The organism is Pseudomonas sp. LB-090624 (assembly GCF_003205205.1).
Classification (GTDB): Bacteria; Pseudomonadota; Gammaproteobacteria; order Pseudomonadales; family Pseudomonadaceae; genus Aquipseudomonas.
Genome location: NZ_QJRL01000015.1, coordinates 59,932 through 73,807, shown reverse-complemented (window position 1 = coordinate 73,807; position 13,876 = coordinate 59,932). Strand labels below are relative to the sequence as shown.

At 64.6% G+C, this 13,876-nt stretch carries 11 protein-coding genes and 1 pseudogene; 8 read left to right on the top strand and 4 right to left on the bottom strand.

Going from position 1 to position 13,876, the window contains the following annotated elements; translation table 11 throughout:
• Positions 1–74: 74 nt before the first annotated feature.
• Positions 75–1,457: pseudogene (locus DMX11_RS26240) on the top strand (MFS transporter); the annotation flags it as partial.
• On the opposite strand, the gene DMX11_RS15640 reads toward DMX11_RS26240, so the two are convergent.
• A complete protein-coding gene (locus DMX11_RS15640) occupies positions 1,393–2,304 on the bottom strand; it encodes a LysR substrate-binding domain-containing protein (RefSeq protein ID WP_110745314.1) in 912 nt (303 codons plus the stop codon). The pseudogene DMX11_RS26240 and the gene DMX11_RS15640 sit on opposite strands and share 65 nt — an antisense overlap.
• A gap of 79 nt (positions 2,305–2,383) precedes the next feature.
• A complete protein-coding gene (locus DMX11_RS15635; protein ID WP_110745313.1) occupies positions 2,384–3,040 on the bottom strand; it encodes an HAD family phosphatase in 657 nt (218 codons plus the stop codon).
• A gap of 92 nt (positions 3,041–3,132) precedes the next feature.
• Between DMX11_RS15635 and lexA the strand changes: the two genes are divergently transcribed.
• The 4 genes from lexA to DMX11_RS15615 are packed head-to-tail and all read left to right on the top strand — an operon-like array spanning position 3,133 to position 8,872.
• Positions 3,133–3,750, top strand: coding sequence for a transcriptional repressor LexA (lexA, locus tag DMX11_RS15630; RefSeq protein ID WP_110745312.1), 618 nt, complete (start codon positions 3,133–3,135; stop codon positions 3,748–3,750).
• On the top strand, positions 3,750–4,370 hold the full coding sequence (imuA, locus tag DMX11_RS15625) for a translesion DNA synthesis-associated protein ImuA (RefSeq protein ID WP_110745311.1): 621 nt from the start codon (positions 3,750–3,752) through the stop codon (positions 4,368–4,370). Before lexA ends, imuA begins: the two co-directional genes overlap by 1 nt.
• A 6-nt stretch (positions 4,371–4,376) precedes the next feature.
• Complete coding sequence (locus tag DMX11_RS15620) at positions 4,377–5,795, top strand: DNA polymerase Y family protein (RefSeq protein WP_110745310.1); 1,419 nt, start codon at positions 4,377–4,379, stop codon at positions 5,793–5,795.
• Positions 5,792–8,872 (top strand): error-prone DNA polymerase, encoded by a 3,081-nt coding sequence (locus DMX11_RS15615; RefSeq protein ID WP_110745309.1) that lies wholly within the window; start codon positions 5,792–5,794, stop codon positions 8,870–8,872. Before DMX11_RS15620 ends, DMX11_RS15615 begins: the two co-directional genes overlap by 4 nt.
• Positions 8,873–8,955: 83 nt before the next feature.
• Here DMX11_RS15615 and DMX11_RS15610 read toward each other — a convergent pair whose 3' ends face one another.
• Together DMX11_RS15610 and DMX11_RS15605 are read right to left on the bottom strand one after the other, a co-directional pair.
• Positions 8,956–9,777 carry an aldo/keto reductase gene (locus DMX11_RS15610; protein WP_110745308.1) on the bottom strand — a complete coding sequence of 274 codons (822 nt, stop codon included), beginning with the start codon at positions 9,775–9,777 and terminating at the stop codon, positions 8,956–8,958.
• On the bottom strand, positions 9,765–10,670 hold the full coding sequence (locus DMX11_RS15605; RefSeq protein WP_110745307.1) for a LysR family transcriptional regulator: 906 nt from the start codon (positions 10,668–10,670) through the stop codon (positions 9,765–9,767). Before DMX11_RS15605 ends, DMX11_RS15610 begins: the two co-directional genes overlap by 13 nt.
• Positions 10,671–10,810: 140 nt before the next feature.
• On the opposite strand from DMX11_RS15605, the gene DMX11_RS15600 reads away from it, so the two are divergent.
• The 3 genes from DMX11_RS15600 (at position 10,811) to DMX11_RS15590 (ending at position 13,774) form a co-directional block, all read left to right on the top strand.
• The gene (locus DMX11_RS15600) at positions 10,811–11,509 is read left to right on the top strand and encodes a CoA transferase subunit A (protein WP_110745306.1); all 699 of its coding nucleotides are present in this window, start codon (positions 10,811–10,813) and stop codon (positions 11,507–11,509) included.
• Between the two features lie 35 nt (positions 11,510–11,544).
• Positions 11,545–12,201, top strand: a complete 657-nt coding sequence (locus tag DMX11_RS15595; protein WP_110745305.1) for a CoA transferase subunit B — start codon at positions 11,545–11,547, stop codon at positions 12,199–12,201.
• A gap of 154 nt (positions 12,202–12,355) precedes the next feature.
• Positions 12,356–13,774, top strand: coding sequence for a short-chain fatty acid transporter (locus DMX11_RS15590; RefSeq protein ID WP_110745304.1), 1,419 nt, complete (start codon positions 12,356–12,358; stop codon positions 13,772–13,774).
• The last annotated feature ends 102 nt before the right edge of the window (positions 13,775–13,876 follow it).

Below are 13,876 nucleotides of genomic sequence, written 5' to 3'. Positions count from 1 at the left end.
TGTTGCGTGTGCTGGCGGTTGGGCCGCAACGCGGCCCCGATACACCCCCATAAAAACAACAACAGGTGATACCCATGAACAACCCGCTTGACGTGCGCCAGCTGATCGATCGGCAACCCATCGGCCGCTACCAGAAATGGGTGGTGTTCCTTGGCTTTCTGATCATTGCCCTTGATGGCCTGGACGTGGCCATCATCGGCTTCATTGCCCCGCAACTGAAAAGTGACTGGAACCTGGGTGCGCAGAGCCTAGGCCCGGTATTGAGCGCTGCCTTGATCGGCCTGGCCCTCGGCGCGCTGGTCGCGGGTCCTTTGGCTGACCGCCATGGGCGCAAGGCGGTGTTACTGTGCAGCGTCCTGCTGTTTGGTTCATTTACCTTGGCCTCAGCCTTTTCCCCCAATCTGGAAACCTTGGTGACGCTGCGTTTTCTCACCGGCCTGGGGCTGGGGGCGGCCATGCCCAATGCCAGCACGCTGGTCAGTGAATATGCCCCGGCACGTAGCCGCTCGCTGTTGATCACGTTGGCGTTCTGCGGCTTCTCCATGGGCGCGGCGTTTGGCGGCTTCGTCAGCGCCTGGATGATCCCCAACCTGGGCTGGCGCAGCGTGCTGGCAATGGGCGGGGCATTGCCGCTATTGGTCTTGCCGCTGCTGTACTGGCGCCTGCCCGAATCGGTGACCTTCCTGGTCAGCAAAGGCGCGAATCGCCAACGTATCCTGGACATCGTTCGCCGCCTGGCGCCAGGGCAGGTCAACGCGGACAGTACCTTTGTCATGCCCGGCAAAGGCCTGCCGGCGGGCGGTGCGATCGGTACTGTCTTGTCGCCCCAGTATCGCTTTGGTACTTGCATGCTCTGGGTCGGCTACGTGCTGGCGTTGTTCCTGGTGTATCTGTTCAGTGGTTGGCTGCCGACGCTGGTGAAGGAGGGCGGTGGCTTTTCGGTGTCCGAAGCAGCCATCGTCACGGCCTGTTTCCAGATCGGCGGGCCGCTGGGGGCTGTTTCGGTGGGCTGGGCGATGGACCGCTATCCGGCACAGCGGGTGCTGGTGCTGACCTTCCTGTTCAGCGGTGCGGTGATTTTTGCCATCGGCCAGGTGGCCACAGACTTCGCCTGGCTGTGCGTGGTTGCCAGCGCCGTGGGCTTTGGCCTGAATGGCGCAAGTGTTGGCATGAACGCGTTGGCAGCGGCCTTTTATCCAACCCAAGCGCGGGCGACCGGGGCCAGTTGGATGAGTGGCATCGGCCGCATCGGCGCCGTGCTCAGTGCCTTTGCCGGGGCGCAGATGCTGGCGCTGGGCTGGAGCTTCTCCCAGGTTTTCGCTGCGCTGCTGCTGCCTGCCGGGCTGGCGGCGTTGGCGGTATGGCTACACGGGCGTCAGGCTGCACGGCAGCTCAGCGTTCCAGGCTGTACATGCGGCATTCCGCCAGCAATGCCAGCAGGTTCGGCTCCCGCTCCCGCGCCTTCAGAAATACCACGCCGATATGCTGCTGCAGGCGATATTGCGGCTGCAAGGCGATCAACCTGACGCGGTTTTCGTACACCGCCGCGATGCGCCCGGGCAGCAAGGCAAAGCCAACCCCCGAGCTGACCATGCTGAGCAAGGTGAAGATATCGTTCACCTGCATGGCCACCTTCGGTTCGAAACCAGCTTGCTGGAACACCCGTGCGCCATCGCGATGAGTCGCGAAGCCTTGGGTGAGGGTGATGAAGGTGGAGTCGGCGAGGTCGGCCAGATCCACTTCGGCCTGCCCGGCGAAGGGCGAGTCGGTGGGCACGGCGAGGTAGATGTCGTCGGAGAACAGCGGCAGTTGTTCGCAGGCCGGGTCGCTGACACTTTCGTCGAGGGAAACGAGTACGGCTTCCAGCTCGTGGTTCTTCAGGCGCTGCAGTAGGTCGACGTTGGAACCCAGGGTCAGGTCGATGTTGAGTTCACTGCGGCGCAGTTTCAGGCCCATGACCAGTTTGGGCACGGTTTTCACCGTGAGCGAGTAGAGTGCGCCCAGGCGGAAACGCTCGGCATAGAAACCGGCGGCTTCGCGGGTCTGGCGCACCATCTGTTCAGCGTCCTGGATCAGCTGGCGAGCTTTCTTTTCCAGTACGTAGGCACTTTCCAGCGGGATCAGCTGGCGGCCTTCGTGCTTGAACAGCGGGCAGCGCAGCGCGCTTTCCAGTGAATGGATGGCGCGGTGCACGCTGACGGCGCTGGTGGACAGTTCGGCGGCGGCGCGGCCAAGGTTGCCGGTGCGCATGAACGCGAGGAAGGTGTCCAGTTTTTTGAGGGTCAGTTCTTCGTCGATCAGCATGGGGCGGCCTGAGCGTGGGCAATTGCAGAATCTTGCCTGTTGAGGTGAAAACCGGGGGCGGCAAAGAGGCCCCGAAGGCTCACTGCATGGACTCGATCAACGCCCATAGCGCTGGGTCGGTAAAGTCCTGTATCACCCGCTGCGCACCCGCGGCGAGTAGTCGCTCCGGCGTCTGCGTGGTGGCAACGCCCACGGTGAAGATCCCCGCGCCACTGGCTGCCGCCACGCCCGGCAGAGAATCCTCGAAAGCCAGCGCCTGTCCGGCCTCGGCACCCAGCCGCTGCAGGCCGGTAAGGTAGGGCAGCGGGTCTGGCTTGGGCCGGGCCAGTTCCTCGGCCACCAGCACATGCTCGAAGCGCTGGCCCAGGCCCATGGCCTTGAGCATGTGCTCGGCGTTCAGCCGCGGTGCGTTGGTGACCACGCACATGCCGATGCCGCGCGTCTGGGCGTACTCCAGCAGGCGCAACAGGCCCGGCAGCGGTTGCAATGAGGGCGACATATCGCGGAACAGTGCCTCCTTGCGGTCGGCCAGGGCCAGGCATTGTTCGCGACTGGCGCCACTGAACAGCTCGGCGAACAGTTCACCATTGGCGCGGCCGCTCACCTGGGCTTCGAACTGTGCCTGGCTCAGCTCGCGGCCGTCCTGCTCCCGTAGCAGCTGGCGAAACGCCTCCAGGTGCAAGGTGTCGGTGTCGGTCAGGGTTCCATCCAGGTCGAACAGCAGGGCAGTCAGCATCGGGTATCCAGATCAAAAAAACACAGGCCCGGGGATCATAGCGAAAGCTGACGACAAAGGGGGCTATTCAGCGCGCCTCGAAAGGAGTACAAATGTGCTCCATGGACAACCTTACCCCCAAACGCCGCGCCATCTTCGAATTCATCCGTGAGCGTATCGCCGATCACGGCCAGCCCCCGAGCCTGGCCGATATCGCCACACGCTTCGGTTTTGCTTCGCGCAGCGTCGCCCGCAAGCACATCACGGCCTTGTGCCAGGCCGGCTACATCGATGTCACGCCGAACCAGGCGCGGGGCATTCGCCTGGCGGCACCGCTGCGCCGGCCAGAAATCCTCGAAGTGCCGGTGCTGGGCCAGGTGGCGGCAGGCGCCCCCATCGGCCCTGACGTCGATATCCACGAGCAGCTGCTGCTCGACCCCAGCCTGTTCCGGCGTACCCCCGACTACCTGTTGAAGGTGCGTGGCGACTCGATGATCGACGACGGCATCTTCGACGGTGACCTGGTCGGTATCCTGCAGCAGGCAGATGCCCGCGACGGGCAGGTCGTGGTTGCCCGCCTGGACGGCGAAGTGACCATCAAGCGCCTGCAACGCCAGGGCAAGCATTACCGGCTGTTGCCCCGCAACCCGGCCTATGCCCCCATCGATGTGCAGCCAGAGCAGGAGTTCTTCATCGAAGGCGTGTTCTGCGGCTTGCTGAGGCGCGACTGATGGGCGCGGTGGTCGACCTCGACCGGCTGCTTGACCAGCGGCGGATATGGCGCGGCCGGCAGGACCAGGCGCGGCCACTCGGGTTGCAGCCGACCGGCCATGCGGCGCTCGACGAACGTTTACCGGAAGGCGGGTGGCCCGCATCAGCACTGAGCGAATTGTTATTGGCCAGCCCCGGGTGTGGCGAATTGCAACTGCTGTGGCCAACCTTGGCCCGGGTGACCGCTGCAGCCAGCCGGGTGGTGCTGGTGGCGCCGCCTTTCATTCCTTATGCCCCGGCCTGGCAGGCAGCGGGGGTAGACCTTCGCTGGTTGGTGCAGGTGGATGCTGCGCCTGCCGATGCCCTTTGGGCTGCCGAACAGTGCCTGCGCTCGGGCAGTTGCGCGGCTGTGCTGTGCTGGCCGGAACGTGCCGACGACCGTGCCCTGCGGCGCTTGCAGGTGGCCGCCGAAACCGGCCAGGCCTTGGCCTTCGCCTGCAGGCCGCAACAGGCTGCACACAACCCGTCACCGGCAGCCCTGCGCATTGCCGTCGACACCCGTCCGGCGCAATGGCGCGTCCTGAAAAGCCGCGGCGGCATGGCGCCAGCGCTGCCCATCGCCTGCCCGGTGCGGGGCTGATGCAGCATGCTCTGGGCCTGCATCCTGCTGCCGCAGCTGGCGCTGGACACCGTCCTGCGTGAGCGCGACGATCCCGATACCCCATTGGTGCTCATTGGCGGGCCGACCCAACGGCGCGTGTTACAGGCAGTCAACCCGGCTGCGGCGGCACTTGGCCTGCGAGCCGGGCAAACCCTGACGGCAGCACGTGCCTTGGCGGATGGGTTCACCTGCGTCGAAACCGACCCCGGCCGCATCGACCAGATGCAGCAGCTGCTGGCAGCCTGGGCCTACCGTTTCAGTGCCCAGGTCAGCCTGCATTACCCACGGGCACTGCTGCTGGAAGTAGGCTCCAGCCTGCAGCTGTTCGGTCCCTGGCCCTTGTTGCAAGCACGCCTGCGCCAGGAACTGGCCGAGCTCGGCCTGCGTCAACGCATTGTGCTGGCCAGCAACCCGGTGGCGGCACGCATGCTCGCCAATGCGCACGACGGGCTGGCCGTGAGCGACGCGGACACCACCCGTGCAGCGCTGCTGCACATGCCAATCAACCGGGTCGGCCTGCCGCCAGAGGCCGCCGAAGCCTTTGCCCGCATGGGCCTGCGGCAGTTGGGCCAAGTCCTGGCCTTGCCGCGCGATACCCTGGCCAGGCGCTTTACGTCGCAGGTGCAGCTTCACCTCGACCAGCTGCTGGGGCTGCGTAACCTGGGGTTGGACTTCTATCAGCCTCCGGACCGCTTCGAAACCCGACTGGAACTGAACTTCGACGTCGAATCGCACCAGGCACTGTTATTCCCGCTGCGGCGAATGCTCAACGACCTGGCGGCATTCCTGGCCGGGCGCGACTGCGGCGTGCAGCGCTTCTGCCTGCACCTGGAGCATGTCGAAGGGCCGGATACCTTGCTCAAGGTGGGCTTGCTGGCGGCCGAACGCGATGCCGCGATGCTGTTCGAACTGGCCCGTGGGCGCCTGGAGCCACTGCGCATCCCGGCACCGGTGCGCAACCTGCGCCTGGTCGCCGAGGACTTGCCAGCCTTCGTGCCGCAGCACCAGGCGCTGTTCGACCCACGGCCGCAACAGGCGCAACCCTGGGATCAATTACGTGAGCGGCTGCGCGCGCGCCTGGGCGATGAGGCTGTGAAAGGCTTGTGCGCGGCAGCCGACCACCGCCCCGAATGCGCCTGGCAGCGGGTAGAGCAGGGTGTCCAGGGCTCTATGCCGGTTGCCCCGGGCAGTCGCCCAGGTTGGTTGCTGCAGGCGCCGGTGGCGTTGAATGACGCCGGTTACCAGGTACAGGGCCTGGCCGAGCGCATTGAGTCGGGCTGGTGGGATGGTGGCGATGTGCGCCGCGACTATTACCGCATCGAAACCCGGGACGGCCTGCGCGGTTGGGCCTATCGCGACCTGGGCCAGGCTGGCCCGCTGTGGTTGCAGGGCTGGTTCGCATGAACACTCCGGGTTATGCCGAGCTGCATTGCCTGTCCAATTTCACCTTCCAGCGCGGTGCGTCGAGTGCTGATGAGCTGTTTCGACGGGCAAAGGAGCAGGGCTACGATGCCCTGGCCATCACTGATGAATGCACCCTGGCGGGTATCGTCCGTGCCTGGCAGTCTGCCAAAGCGCACCAGATGCGGCTGATCGTTGGCAGCGAAGTGCAGTTGCACGACGGCCCCAAGCTGGTGTTGCTGGTTGAAGGCCTGACCGGCTACCAGAACCTGTGCGCATTGATCACCCGGGGCCGGCGGCGGGCGGAAAAGGGTGAGTACCAGCTATTGCGCGATGACCTGCTGCAGCACCATCAAGGCTTGCTGGCCTTGTGGGTGGCCGATGACAGCGCTGATACGGCTACCGGCCAGTGGCTGCGCAGCGTGTTCGACGAGCGCCTGTGGCTGGCTGTGCATCTGCACCGCGGCAGTGACGATGGCCAACGCCTGCAGCGGCAGCGGGCGCTGGCAGCGGCATTGGGCATCCGTGCCGTGGCCTGTGGCGATGTGCATATGCATGTACGCGGCCGCCGAGCCCTGCAGGACTGCATGACTGCCATCCGCCAGCACTGCCAGGTGGCCGAGGCCGGGCGCTTCCTTTTTGCCAACGGCGAGCGGCACCTGCGCACCCAGGCGCAACTGGCCGAGCTGTATCCGCCCGACCTGCTGGCCGAAACCCTGGCCATTGCCCGGCGCTGCCAGTTTGACCTGAGCGAACTGAACTACCAGTACCCCCGCGAACTGGTCCCCGAGGGGCACACCCCGGCAAGCTGGTTGCGTGAACTGTGCGAACAGGGCTTGCCCTCGCGCTGGCCGGGTGGGCCGAGCGACAAGGTGCGCGCGGTACTGGCCAAGGAGCTGGGGCTGATTGAAGAGCTGGGTTACGAAAGCTACTTCCTGACCGTTCACGATATTGTCGCCTTTGCTCGCAGCCAGCGGATCCTGTGCCAGGGCCGCGGCTCTGCAGCCAACTCGGTGGTGTGCTTCGTGCTGGGTCTCACCGAACTCGACCCCATGGCGCACCGCCTGTTGTTCGAGCGCTTCCTGTCGCGCGAGCGTAACGAACCGCCCGACATTGATGTGGATTTCGAGCACGACCGCCGCGAAGAAGTGATCCAGTACGTGTTCCGCCGTTATGGCCGGCACCGGGCGGCGCTGACTGCAGTGGTCAATACCTACCATGCCGCCGGTGCAGTACGGGATGTAGCGCGGGTGCTGGGGTTGCCGATGGATCAGGTCGATGCCCTGGCCAAATGCTGTGGCCGCTGGAGCGACCGCATACCCGACGAGCAACGCCTGGCCGAGGCCGGTTTCGACGCGGGCAACCCGTCGTTGCGCCGGGTGCTGGTGCTGGCGGGCGAGCTGATCGGCTTCCCTCGGCACCTGTCACAGCACCCGGGAGGTTTTGTCATCTCCCAGCAACCGCTCGACCAGCTGGTCCCGGTGGAGAATGCCGCCATGGCCGAGCGCACGGTGATCCAGTGGGACAAGGACGATCTGGACATGGTCGGCCTGCTGAAGGTCGATGTGCTGGCCCTGGGCATGCTCAGCGCGTTGCGCCGCTGCTTCGACCTGGTGCAGCGACACCGCGGCCGGCAGTTGACCCTCGCGACCATCCCCAGCGAAGACCCGGCCACCTACGCAATGATCAGCCGCGCCGAAACCATGGGCGTGTTCCAGATCGAGTCGCGCGCGCAAATGGCCATGTTGCCGCGGCTGCGCCCCAACACGTTCTATGACCTGGTGATCGAAGTAGCCATCGTCCGCCCTGGGCCGATCCAGGGTGACATGGTGCACCCGTACCTGCGTCGGCGCCTGAAGCAGGAGCCGGTGACCTACCCGTCGCCGCAACTTCAGGACGTCTTCGAGCGCACCTTGGGAGTGCCCCTGTTTCAGGAGCAGGTGATGGAGCTGGCCATGGTCGCCGCCGACTACAGCCCGGGTGAGGCCGACCAGTTGCGTCGCAGCATGGCCGCCTGGAAGCGCCACGGCGGCCTGGAGCCGCACCGCGAGCGGCTGGTACAGGGCATGCTGCGCAATGGTTACGACCTGGCGTTTGCCGAACGCATCTTCGAGCAGATCAAGGGCTTTGGCAGTTATGGCTTTCCGGAGTCACATGCGGCCAGCTTCGCCTTGCTGTGCTATGCCAGCAGTTGGTTGAAGTGTCACGAACCGGCGATTTTCACCTGCGCGCTGGTCAACAGCTGGCCCATGGGCTTCTACAGCCCCGACCAACTGTTGCAGGAGGCACGACGCCAAGGCATCGAGGTCCGACCGGTGGATGTTTGTCACAGCGCGTGGGACTGCACCCTTGAGCCAGATGCGCAAAGCACCTTGGCCCTGCGCATGGGCTTGCGCCTGGTGCGGGGGGTGGCCGAAGCCGATGTCAGGCGCCTGGAGCAGGCCAGGGCACAGCGGCCGTGGCGCGACGTCGAAGACCTGTGCCTGCGCGCCGGGCTGGATGCCCGCGCCCGTGCCCACCTGGCCGACAGTGGGGCGCTGCGGGCCTTGGCCAGCGACCGGCACCAGGCCCGCTGGCAGGTGGCGGCGGTGCAGGCGCAACTGCCGCTGTTCGCTGATGTTCAGGCCTTGCCAGAGGTGGCGGTGAACTTGCCGGTGCCGACGGTGGGCGAGGATCTGGTGGCTGATTACCAAGCCTTGGGCACTACGTTAGGGCCGCATCCGTTGACCTTGTTGCGTTCGCGGCTGCGCGCGCTGGGTTGCCGCAGTTCTGGCGAGCTGCACAGCGTCGAGCATGGCGACAGCATCACCGTGGCCGGGCTGGTGGTGGGGCGGCAGCGGCCACAGACCGCCAGCGGGGTAACCTTCGTGACCCTGGAGGACGAACACGGCATGGTCAATGTGGTGGTATGGCGCGAGCTTGCCGAGCGGCAAAGGCGGGCGCTGGTCGGCTCGCAACTGCTCAAGGTCAGCGGTCGGCTCGAACAGGAAAATGGTGTGAGGCACCTGATCGCCCGGCGACTGGAGGATGTAAGCCCGCTGTTGCAGGGGCTGGATGTGCGCAGCCGAGATTTTCATTAGGCTGATTGCTTTGCCACCATGACTTCTCCATGGGTCGTGAGCGCCCGCACGGCGCTCATCCTCACAGCACAGCGCAACATTCGCTAGACCATCGCCAACCGCTGCTTGCCTGACGGTGCCGGGAACGCCTGGTCGATCGCGCGCAGGTCTTCGCGGGTCAAGCTCAACGTACCCGCCGCCGCGTTCAGCTGAACATGCGCCGGCGCCACAGCTTTGGGAATGGCGATGACCCCGTCGTGGCGGGTTACCCAGGCCAGGCTGACCTGGGCCGGTGTGGCCCCATGGCGCGTGGCGATTTCCGCCAGCACAGGGTGCTGCAGCAACCGCCCGGCCTGGGCCAACGGGCAGTAAGCCATGGTCGGCAGTGCATGCGCTTCGCACCATGGCAGCAGGTCAAACTCGATGCCCCGCTGGGCCGGGTTGTAGAGCACCTGATTGGTGGCGCAATCAGGGTTGTGCAGTTCGCGCAGGTCGTCGACGTCGAAATTGGACACGCCCCAGTGCTTGATCTTGCCTTGCTCGCGCAGGCGCTCGAAGGCCTCGACGGTTTCCTCCAGCGGGTGCTGGCCACGCCAGTGCAGCAGGTACAGGTCGATGCAGTCGGTGCCCAGGCGTGCAAGGCTGCGTTCGCAGGCAGCGGCCATGCTGCGTCGGCCGGCGTTGTGCGGGTAGACCTTGCTGACCAGGAACACGTGGTCGCGGCGCCCGGCAATAGCCTGGCCGACGACCTCTTCCGCACCGCCTTCGGCATACATCTCGGCGGTGTCGATAAGGCTCAGCCCTAGGTCGATACCCTGTTGCAGGGCCGCCACTTCCGCAGCCTTGCGCCCAGGGTCTTCACCCATGTACCAGGTACCCTGGCCGATGGCCGGAACACGCCTGCCTGCCAGTTTCACGTAACGCATGTCACCTCCGGGATCCGGGTGTTGGAAAGTACAACCTCAAGCAGCGCCTGCGCTGCGGTGGAAAGCTTGTGTTCGCTGAGGGCAATCACGCCGATCCGCCGCTCGACGGTGGGCTCGACCAAGGTCACGCAGCGCGCGCCCAGTTCCTGCATCTGGTTGATGCACAGTGCCGGCACGGCACTCACCCCCAGGCCGCTGGCCACCATGCGGCCAATGGTCGCCAACTGATGGCTTTCGAAGGCCACGGCCAGCTTGCCATGTTGGGTGGCCACATTCTGCTCCATCAGCAGGCGCACCGCCGAGGGGCGTTGCAGGGCCACGAAGTCCTCGGCCATCAGTTGCGCCCAGCTCACCTGGGGCAGCAGCGCCAGGGGCGAATCGGCGGGCACCACCGCGACGAAGCGGTCCATGTACAACGGATGGAAGTGCAGCCCATCGATGTTGTCCGGCTCGAAGCCGATGCCCAGTTCGACGCGCCGATGGCGCACCAGTTCCTGCACCTGTTCGTTGATCACGTCATGCACGGTGACATTGACCTTGGGGTAGCGCTGGCGAAACACCTTGAGCGAATGCGGCAGCAGGTTGCCGGCAAACGCCGGCATCGCCGCCACCGATACCCGGCCCAGTTGCAGGGTAAAGCGCTGGCGCAGCATTTCTTCGGTGTCGTCCCAGTCGGCCAGCAGGCGCCGTGCCAATGGCAGCAGCACTTCGCCCTCGGCGGTAAGGCTGACACTGCGTGTGGTGCGGCTGAGCAGGGCACCGCCGAGGTTTTCTTCCAGGGCTTTGATGGTCAGGCTCAGGGCCGGTTGCGACACATGCAGGTGTTCACCGGCCTGGGCGAAACTCTGGTACTTGGCCACGGCGACAAAGGCGCGCAGTTGCTTGACGTTCATGACGGGCCTATTGTTTGTTTTGTAAAAGTTATCAATCGATGACGAAAACAAAATTAACAAATCAGTCGCTTGCGGTGAAGATGGTTACACACGCTCACCGACAGCCTCGTCGGTTCAACAACTACAAAAGGCGGATCAGCATGGCCGGACTGGACAAGCGCGTTGCAACCTATGAACAGGCCCTTGATGGCCTGACCGACAACATGACGGTACTGGCCGGTGGTTTCGGCCTGTGCGGTATCCCCGAAAACCTCATCAACGAAATCAAGCGGCGCGGCGTCAAGGGCCTGACCGTGGTCTCCAATAACTGCGGCGTGGACGGCTTTGGCCTGGGCGTGCTGTTGGAAGACCGGCAGATCCGCAAGATGATCGCCTCGTATGTGGGCGAAAACGCCGAGTTCGAACGCCAACTGCTCAGCGGCGAACTGGAAGTGGAACTGACCCCGCAGGGCACCTTGGCCGAGAAGATGCGTGCGGGCGGTGCCGGCATCCCGGCGTTCTTCACCGCCACCGGCTACGGCACGCCGGTCGCCGATGGCAAGGAAGTGCGCGAGTTCAAGGGCCGCAAGTACATCCTCGAAGAGTCCATCACCGGTGACTTTGCCATCGTCAAAGGCTGGAAGGCCGACCACTACGGCAACGTGGTGTACCGCAACACTGCGCAGAACTTCAACCCGCTGGCGGCCACCGCCGGCAAGATCACCGTGGTGGAAGTGGAAGAGATCGTCGAGCCCGGCGTGCTGCTGCCCAGCGAAATCCACACCCCGGGCATCTACGTGGACCGTGTCATCGTCGGCACCTTCGAAAAGCGCATCGAAAAGCGCACCGTCAAGGCCTGAGCGCCATCCACCAGAACAACAAAGAGACTCTGACCATGGCACTGACCCGCGAACAGATGGCACAACGCGTCGCCCGTGAACTGAAGGACGGCTATTACGTCAACCTGGGCATCGGCATCCCGACCCTGGTGGCCAACTACGTACCCGCCGACATGGATGTGATGCTGCAATCGGAAAACGGCCTGCTCGGCATGGGCGAATTCCCCACCGAAAGCACCCTCGATCCCGACATGATCAACGCCGGTAAGCAAACCGTCACCGCCCGCCGCGGCGCCTCGATATTCGACTCGGCGCAGTCGTTCGCCATGATCCGTGGTGGCCATGTCGACCTGACCGTACTCGGTGCGTTCGAGGTGGATGTGCAGGGCAACATCGCCTCGTGGATGATTCCGGGCAAACTGGTCAAGGGCATGGGTGGGGCCATGGACCTGGTAGCGGGTGCCGAGAATATCATCGTCACCATGACCCACGCGTCCAAGGATGGCGAGTCCAAGCTGTTGCCGCAGTGCAGCCTGCCGCTGACCGGCGCCGGCTGCATCCGCAAGGTGCTCACCGACCTGGCCTACCTGGAAATCGATAACGGCGCCTTCATCCTGCGCGAAACCGCACCGGGGGTAAGCGTCGAGGAAATCATCGAGAAGACGGCCGGCAAGTTGATCGTTCCGGATGATGTCAAGGAAATGACTTTCTAAGGCTTCACCCGATCTTGCCCTGTGGGGGCGGGTTCACCCGCGAATGCGACGGTACATTGACCACCGCATTTGCAGGTAAACCCGCTCCCACAGGGTTTTTGTGTTGCCTGGCAATACTGCTTCACGTCATAAAACCAATAAAAGGAATGCCACTGTGGCCGCTGAAATCCAAGACAGCCGTTCCGCGCGCTTTGCCTTGCGCTGCTCCAACTGGGCCGAACGCTGGTTCCCCGATTCCTGGGTATTCGCCGCCTTGGCGGTACTGCTGGTGTGCATCGGCGCACTGGCAATGGGGGCCAAACCCACTGACACCGCCAAGGCCTTTGGCGATGGTTTCTGGAGCCTGATCCCGTTCACCATGCAGATGGCTTTCGTGGTCATCGGTGGCTATGTGGTGGCCAGCTCCCCACCCGCCGCACGGCTGATCGACCGCCTGGCGCGCATCCCCGCCAATGGCCGTTCGGCGGTGTGCTGGGTCGCGCTGATCTCGATGCTGGCCTCCTTGCTCAACTGGGGCCTATCGCTGGTCTTTGGTGGCTTGCTGGTCCGCGCTCTCGCGCGGCGCACCGACCTCAAGATGGACTACCGCGCCGCTGGCGCAGCCGCCTACCTGGGCCTGGGCGCAGTGTGGGCGCTGGGCCTGTCATCATCGGCAGCGCAGTTGCAGGCCAACCCGGCCAGCTTGCCGCCGTCGATCCTGTCGATCACCGGGGTGATTCCGTTCACCGAAACCATCTTCCTCTGGCAGTCCGGGGTGATGCTGGCGGCGCTGGTGATTGTCTCGCTGGTAATCGCCTATGCCACCGCCCCTGGCCCGAACAGCGCGCGCAGCGCTGAAGACTGCGGTGTCGATCCCAGCTTCACGGCACCCCCTGCGCCGCAACGCACCCGCCCGGGTGAGTGGCTGGAGCACAGCCCGATCCTGATCCTGCTGCTGGTGGCCCTGGCTGCTGGCTGGCTGTACCAGGAGTTCGCCACCAAACCAGCGATAACCGCGATCTCTGGGCTGAACACCTACAACCTGCTGTTCATCATGCTCGGTGCCTTGCTGCACTGGCGCCCGCGCAGTTTTCTTGACGCCGTGGCACGTGCCGTGCCGACCACCACGGGTGTGCTGATCCAGTTCCCGCTGTATGGCTCGATTGCGGCCATCCTCACCCAGGTAAAAGGCGTGGATGAGCAGACCCTGGCCCACCACATTTCGCTGTTCTTCACCCAGATCGCTACCCATGACACCTATGCCTTGCTGATGGGCGTGTATTCGGCGGTGCTGGGCTTCTTCATCCCTTCAGGCGGGGGCAAGTGGATCATCGAGGCGCCCTACGTGATGTTGGTGGCCAATGACCTGCAGTACCACCTGGGTTGGGCCGTGCAGATCTACAACGCTGCCGAAGCCTTGCCGAACCTGATCAACCCGTTCTACATGCTGCCGCTGCTGGGCGTGCTGGGGCTCAAGGCACGCGACCTGATCGGTTTCTCGTTCGTGCAGTTACTGGTGCATGTGCCATTGGTGCTGGTGTTGCTGTGGGCGCTGGGTACCACGCTGCAGTACGTACCACCCGTGATGCCATGAAGGTGGGGCCGCGTTGCGGCCCCAGCATTTCCTCGCCGGTCCACGTATCATGGCCAGGCTGCCTCCGCCTGGGAAACCCGCGTCACATGTCTATACGCCCTC

Excerpts from the sequence above, each read along its gene's own strand:
- DMX11_RS15640 (WP_110745314.1), bottom strand. The coding sequence starts at position 2,304 with ATGCTGATCGACGAAGAACTGACCCTCAAAAAACTGGACACCTTCCTC.
- DMX11_RS15635 (WP_110745313.1), bottom strand. The coding sequence starts at position 3,040 with ATGCTGACTGCCCTGCTGTTCGACCTGGATGGAACCCTGACCGACACC.
- lexA (WP_110745312.1), top strand. The coding sequence starts at position 3,133 with ATGTGCTCCATGGACAACCTTACCCCCAAACGCCGCGCCATCTTCGAA.
- imuA (WP_110745311.1), top strand. The coding sequence starts at position 3,750 with ATGGGCGCGGTGGTCGACCTCGACCGGCTGCTTGACCAGCGGCGGATA.
- DMX11_RS15620 (WP_110745310.1), top strand. The coding sequence starts at position 4,377 with ATGCTCTGGGCCTGCATCCTGCTGCCGCAGCTGGCGCTGGACACCGTC.
- DMX11_RS15615 (WP_110745309.1), top strand. The coding sequence starts at position 5,792 with ATGAACACTCCGGGTTATGCCGAGCTGCATTGCCTGTCCAATTTCACC.
- DMX11_RS15610 (WP_110745308.1), bottom strand. The coding sequence starts at position 9,777 with ATGCGTTACGTGAAACTGGCAGGCAGGCGTGTTCCGGCCATCGGCCAG.
- DMX11_RS15605 (WP_110745307.1), bottom strand. The coding sequence starts at position 10,670 with ATGAACGTCAAGCAACTGCGCGCCTTTGTCGCCGTGGCCAAGTACCAG.
- DMX11_RS15600 (WP_110745306.1), top strand. The coding sequence starts at position 10,811 with ATGGCCGGACTGGACAAGCGCGTTGCAACCTATGAACAGGCCCTTGAT.
- DMX11_RS15595 (WP_110745305.1), top strand. The coding sequence starts at position 11,545 with ATGGCACTGACCCGCGAACAGATGGCACAACGCGTCGCCCGTGAACTG.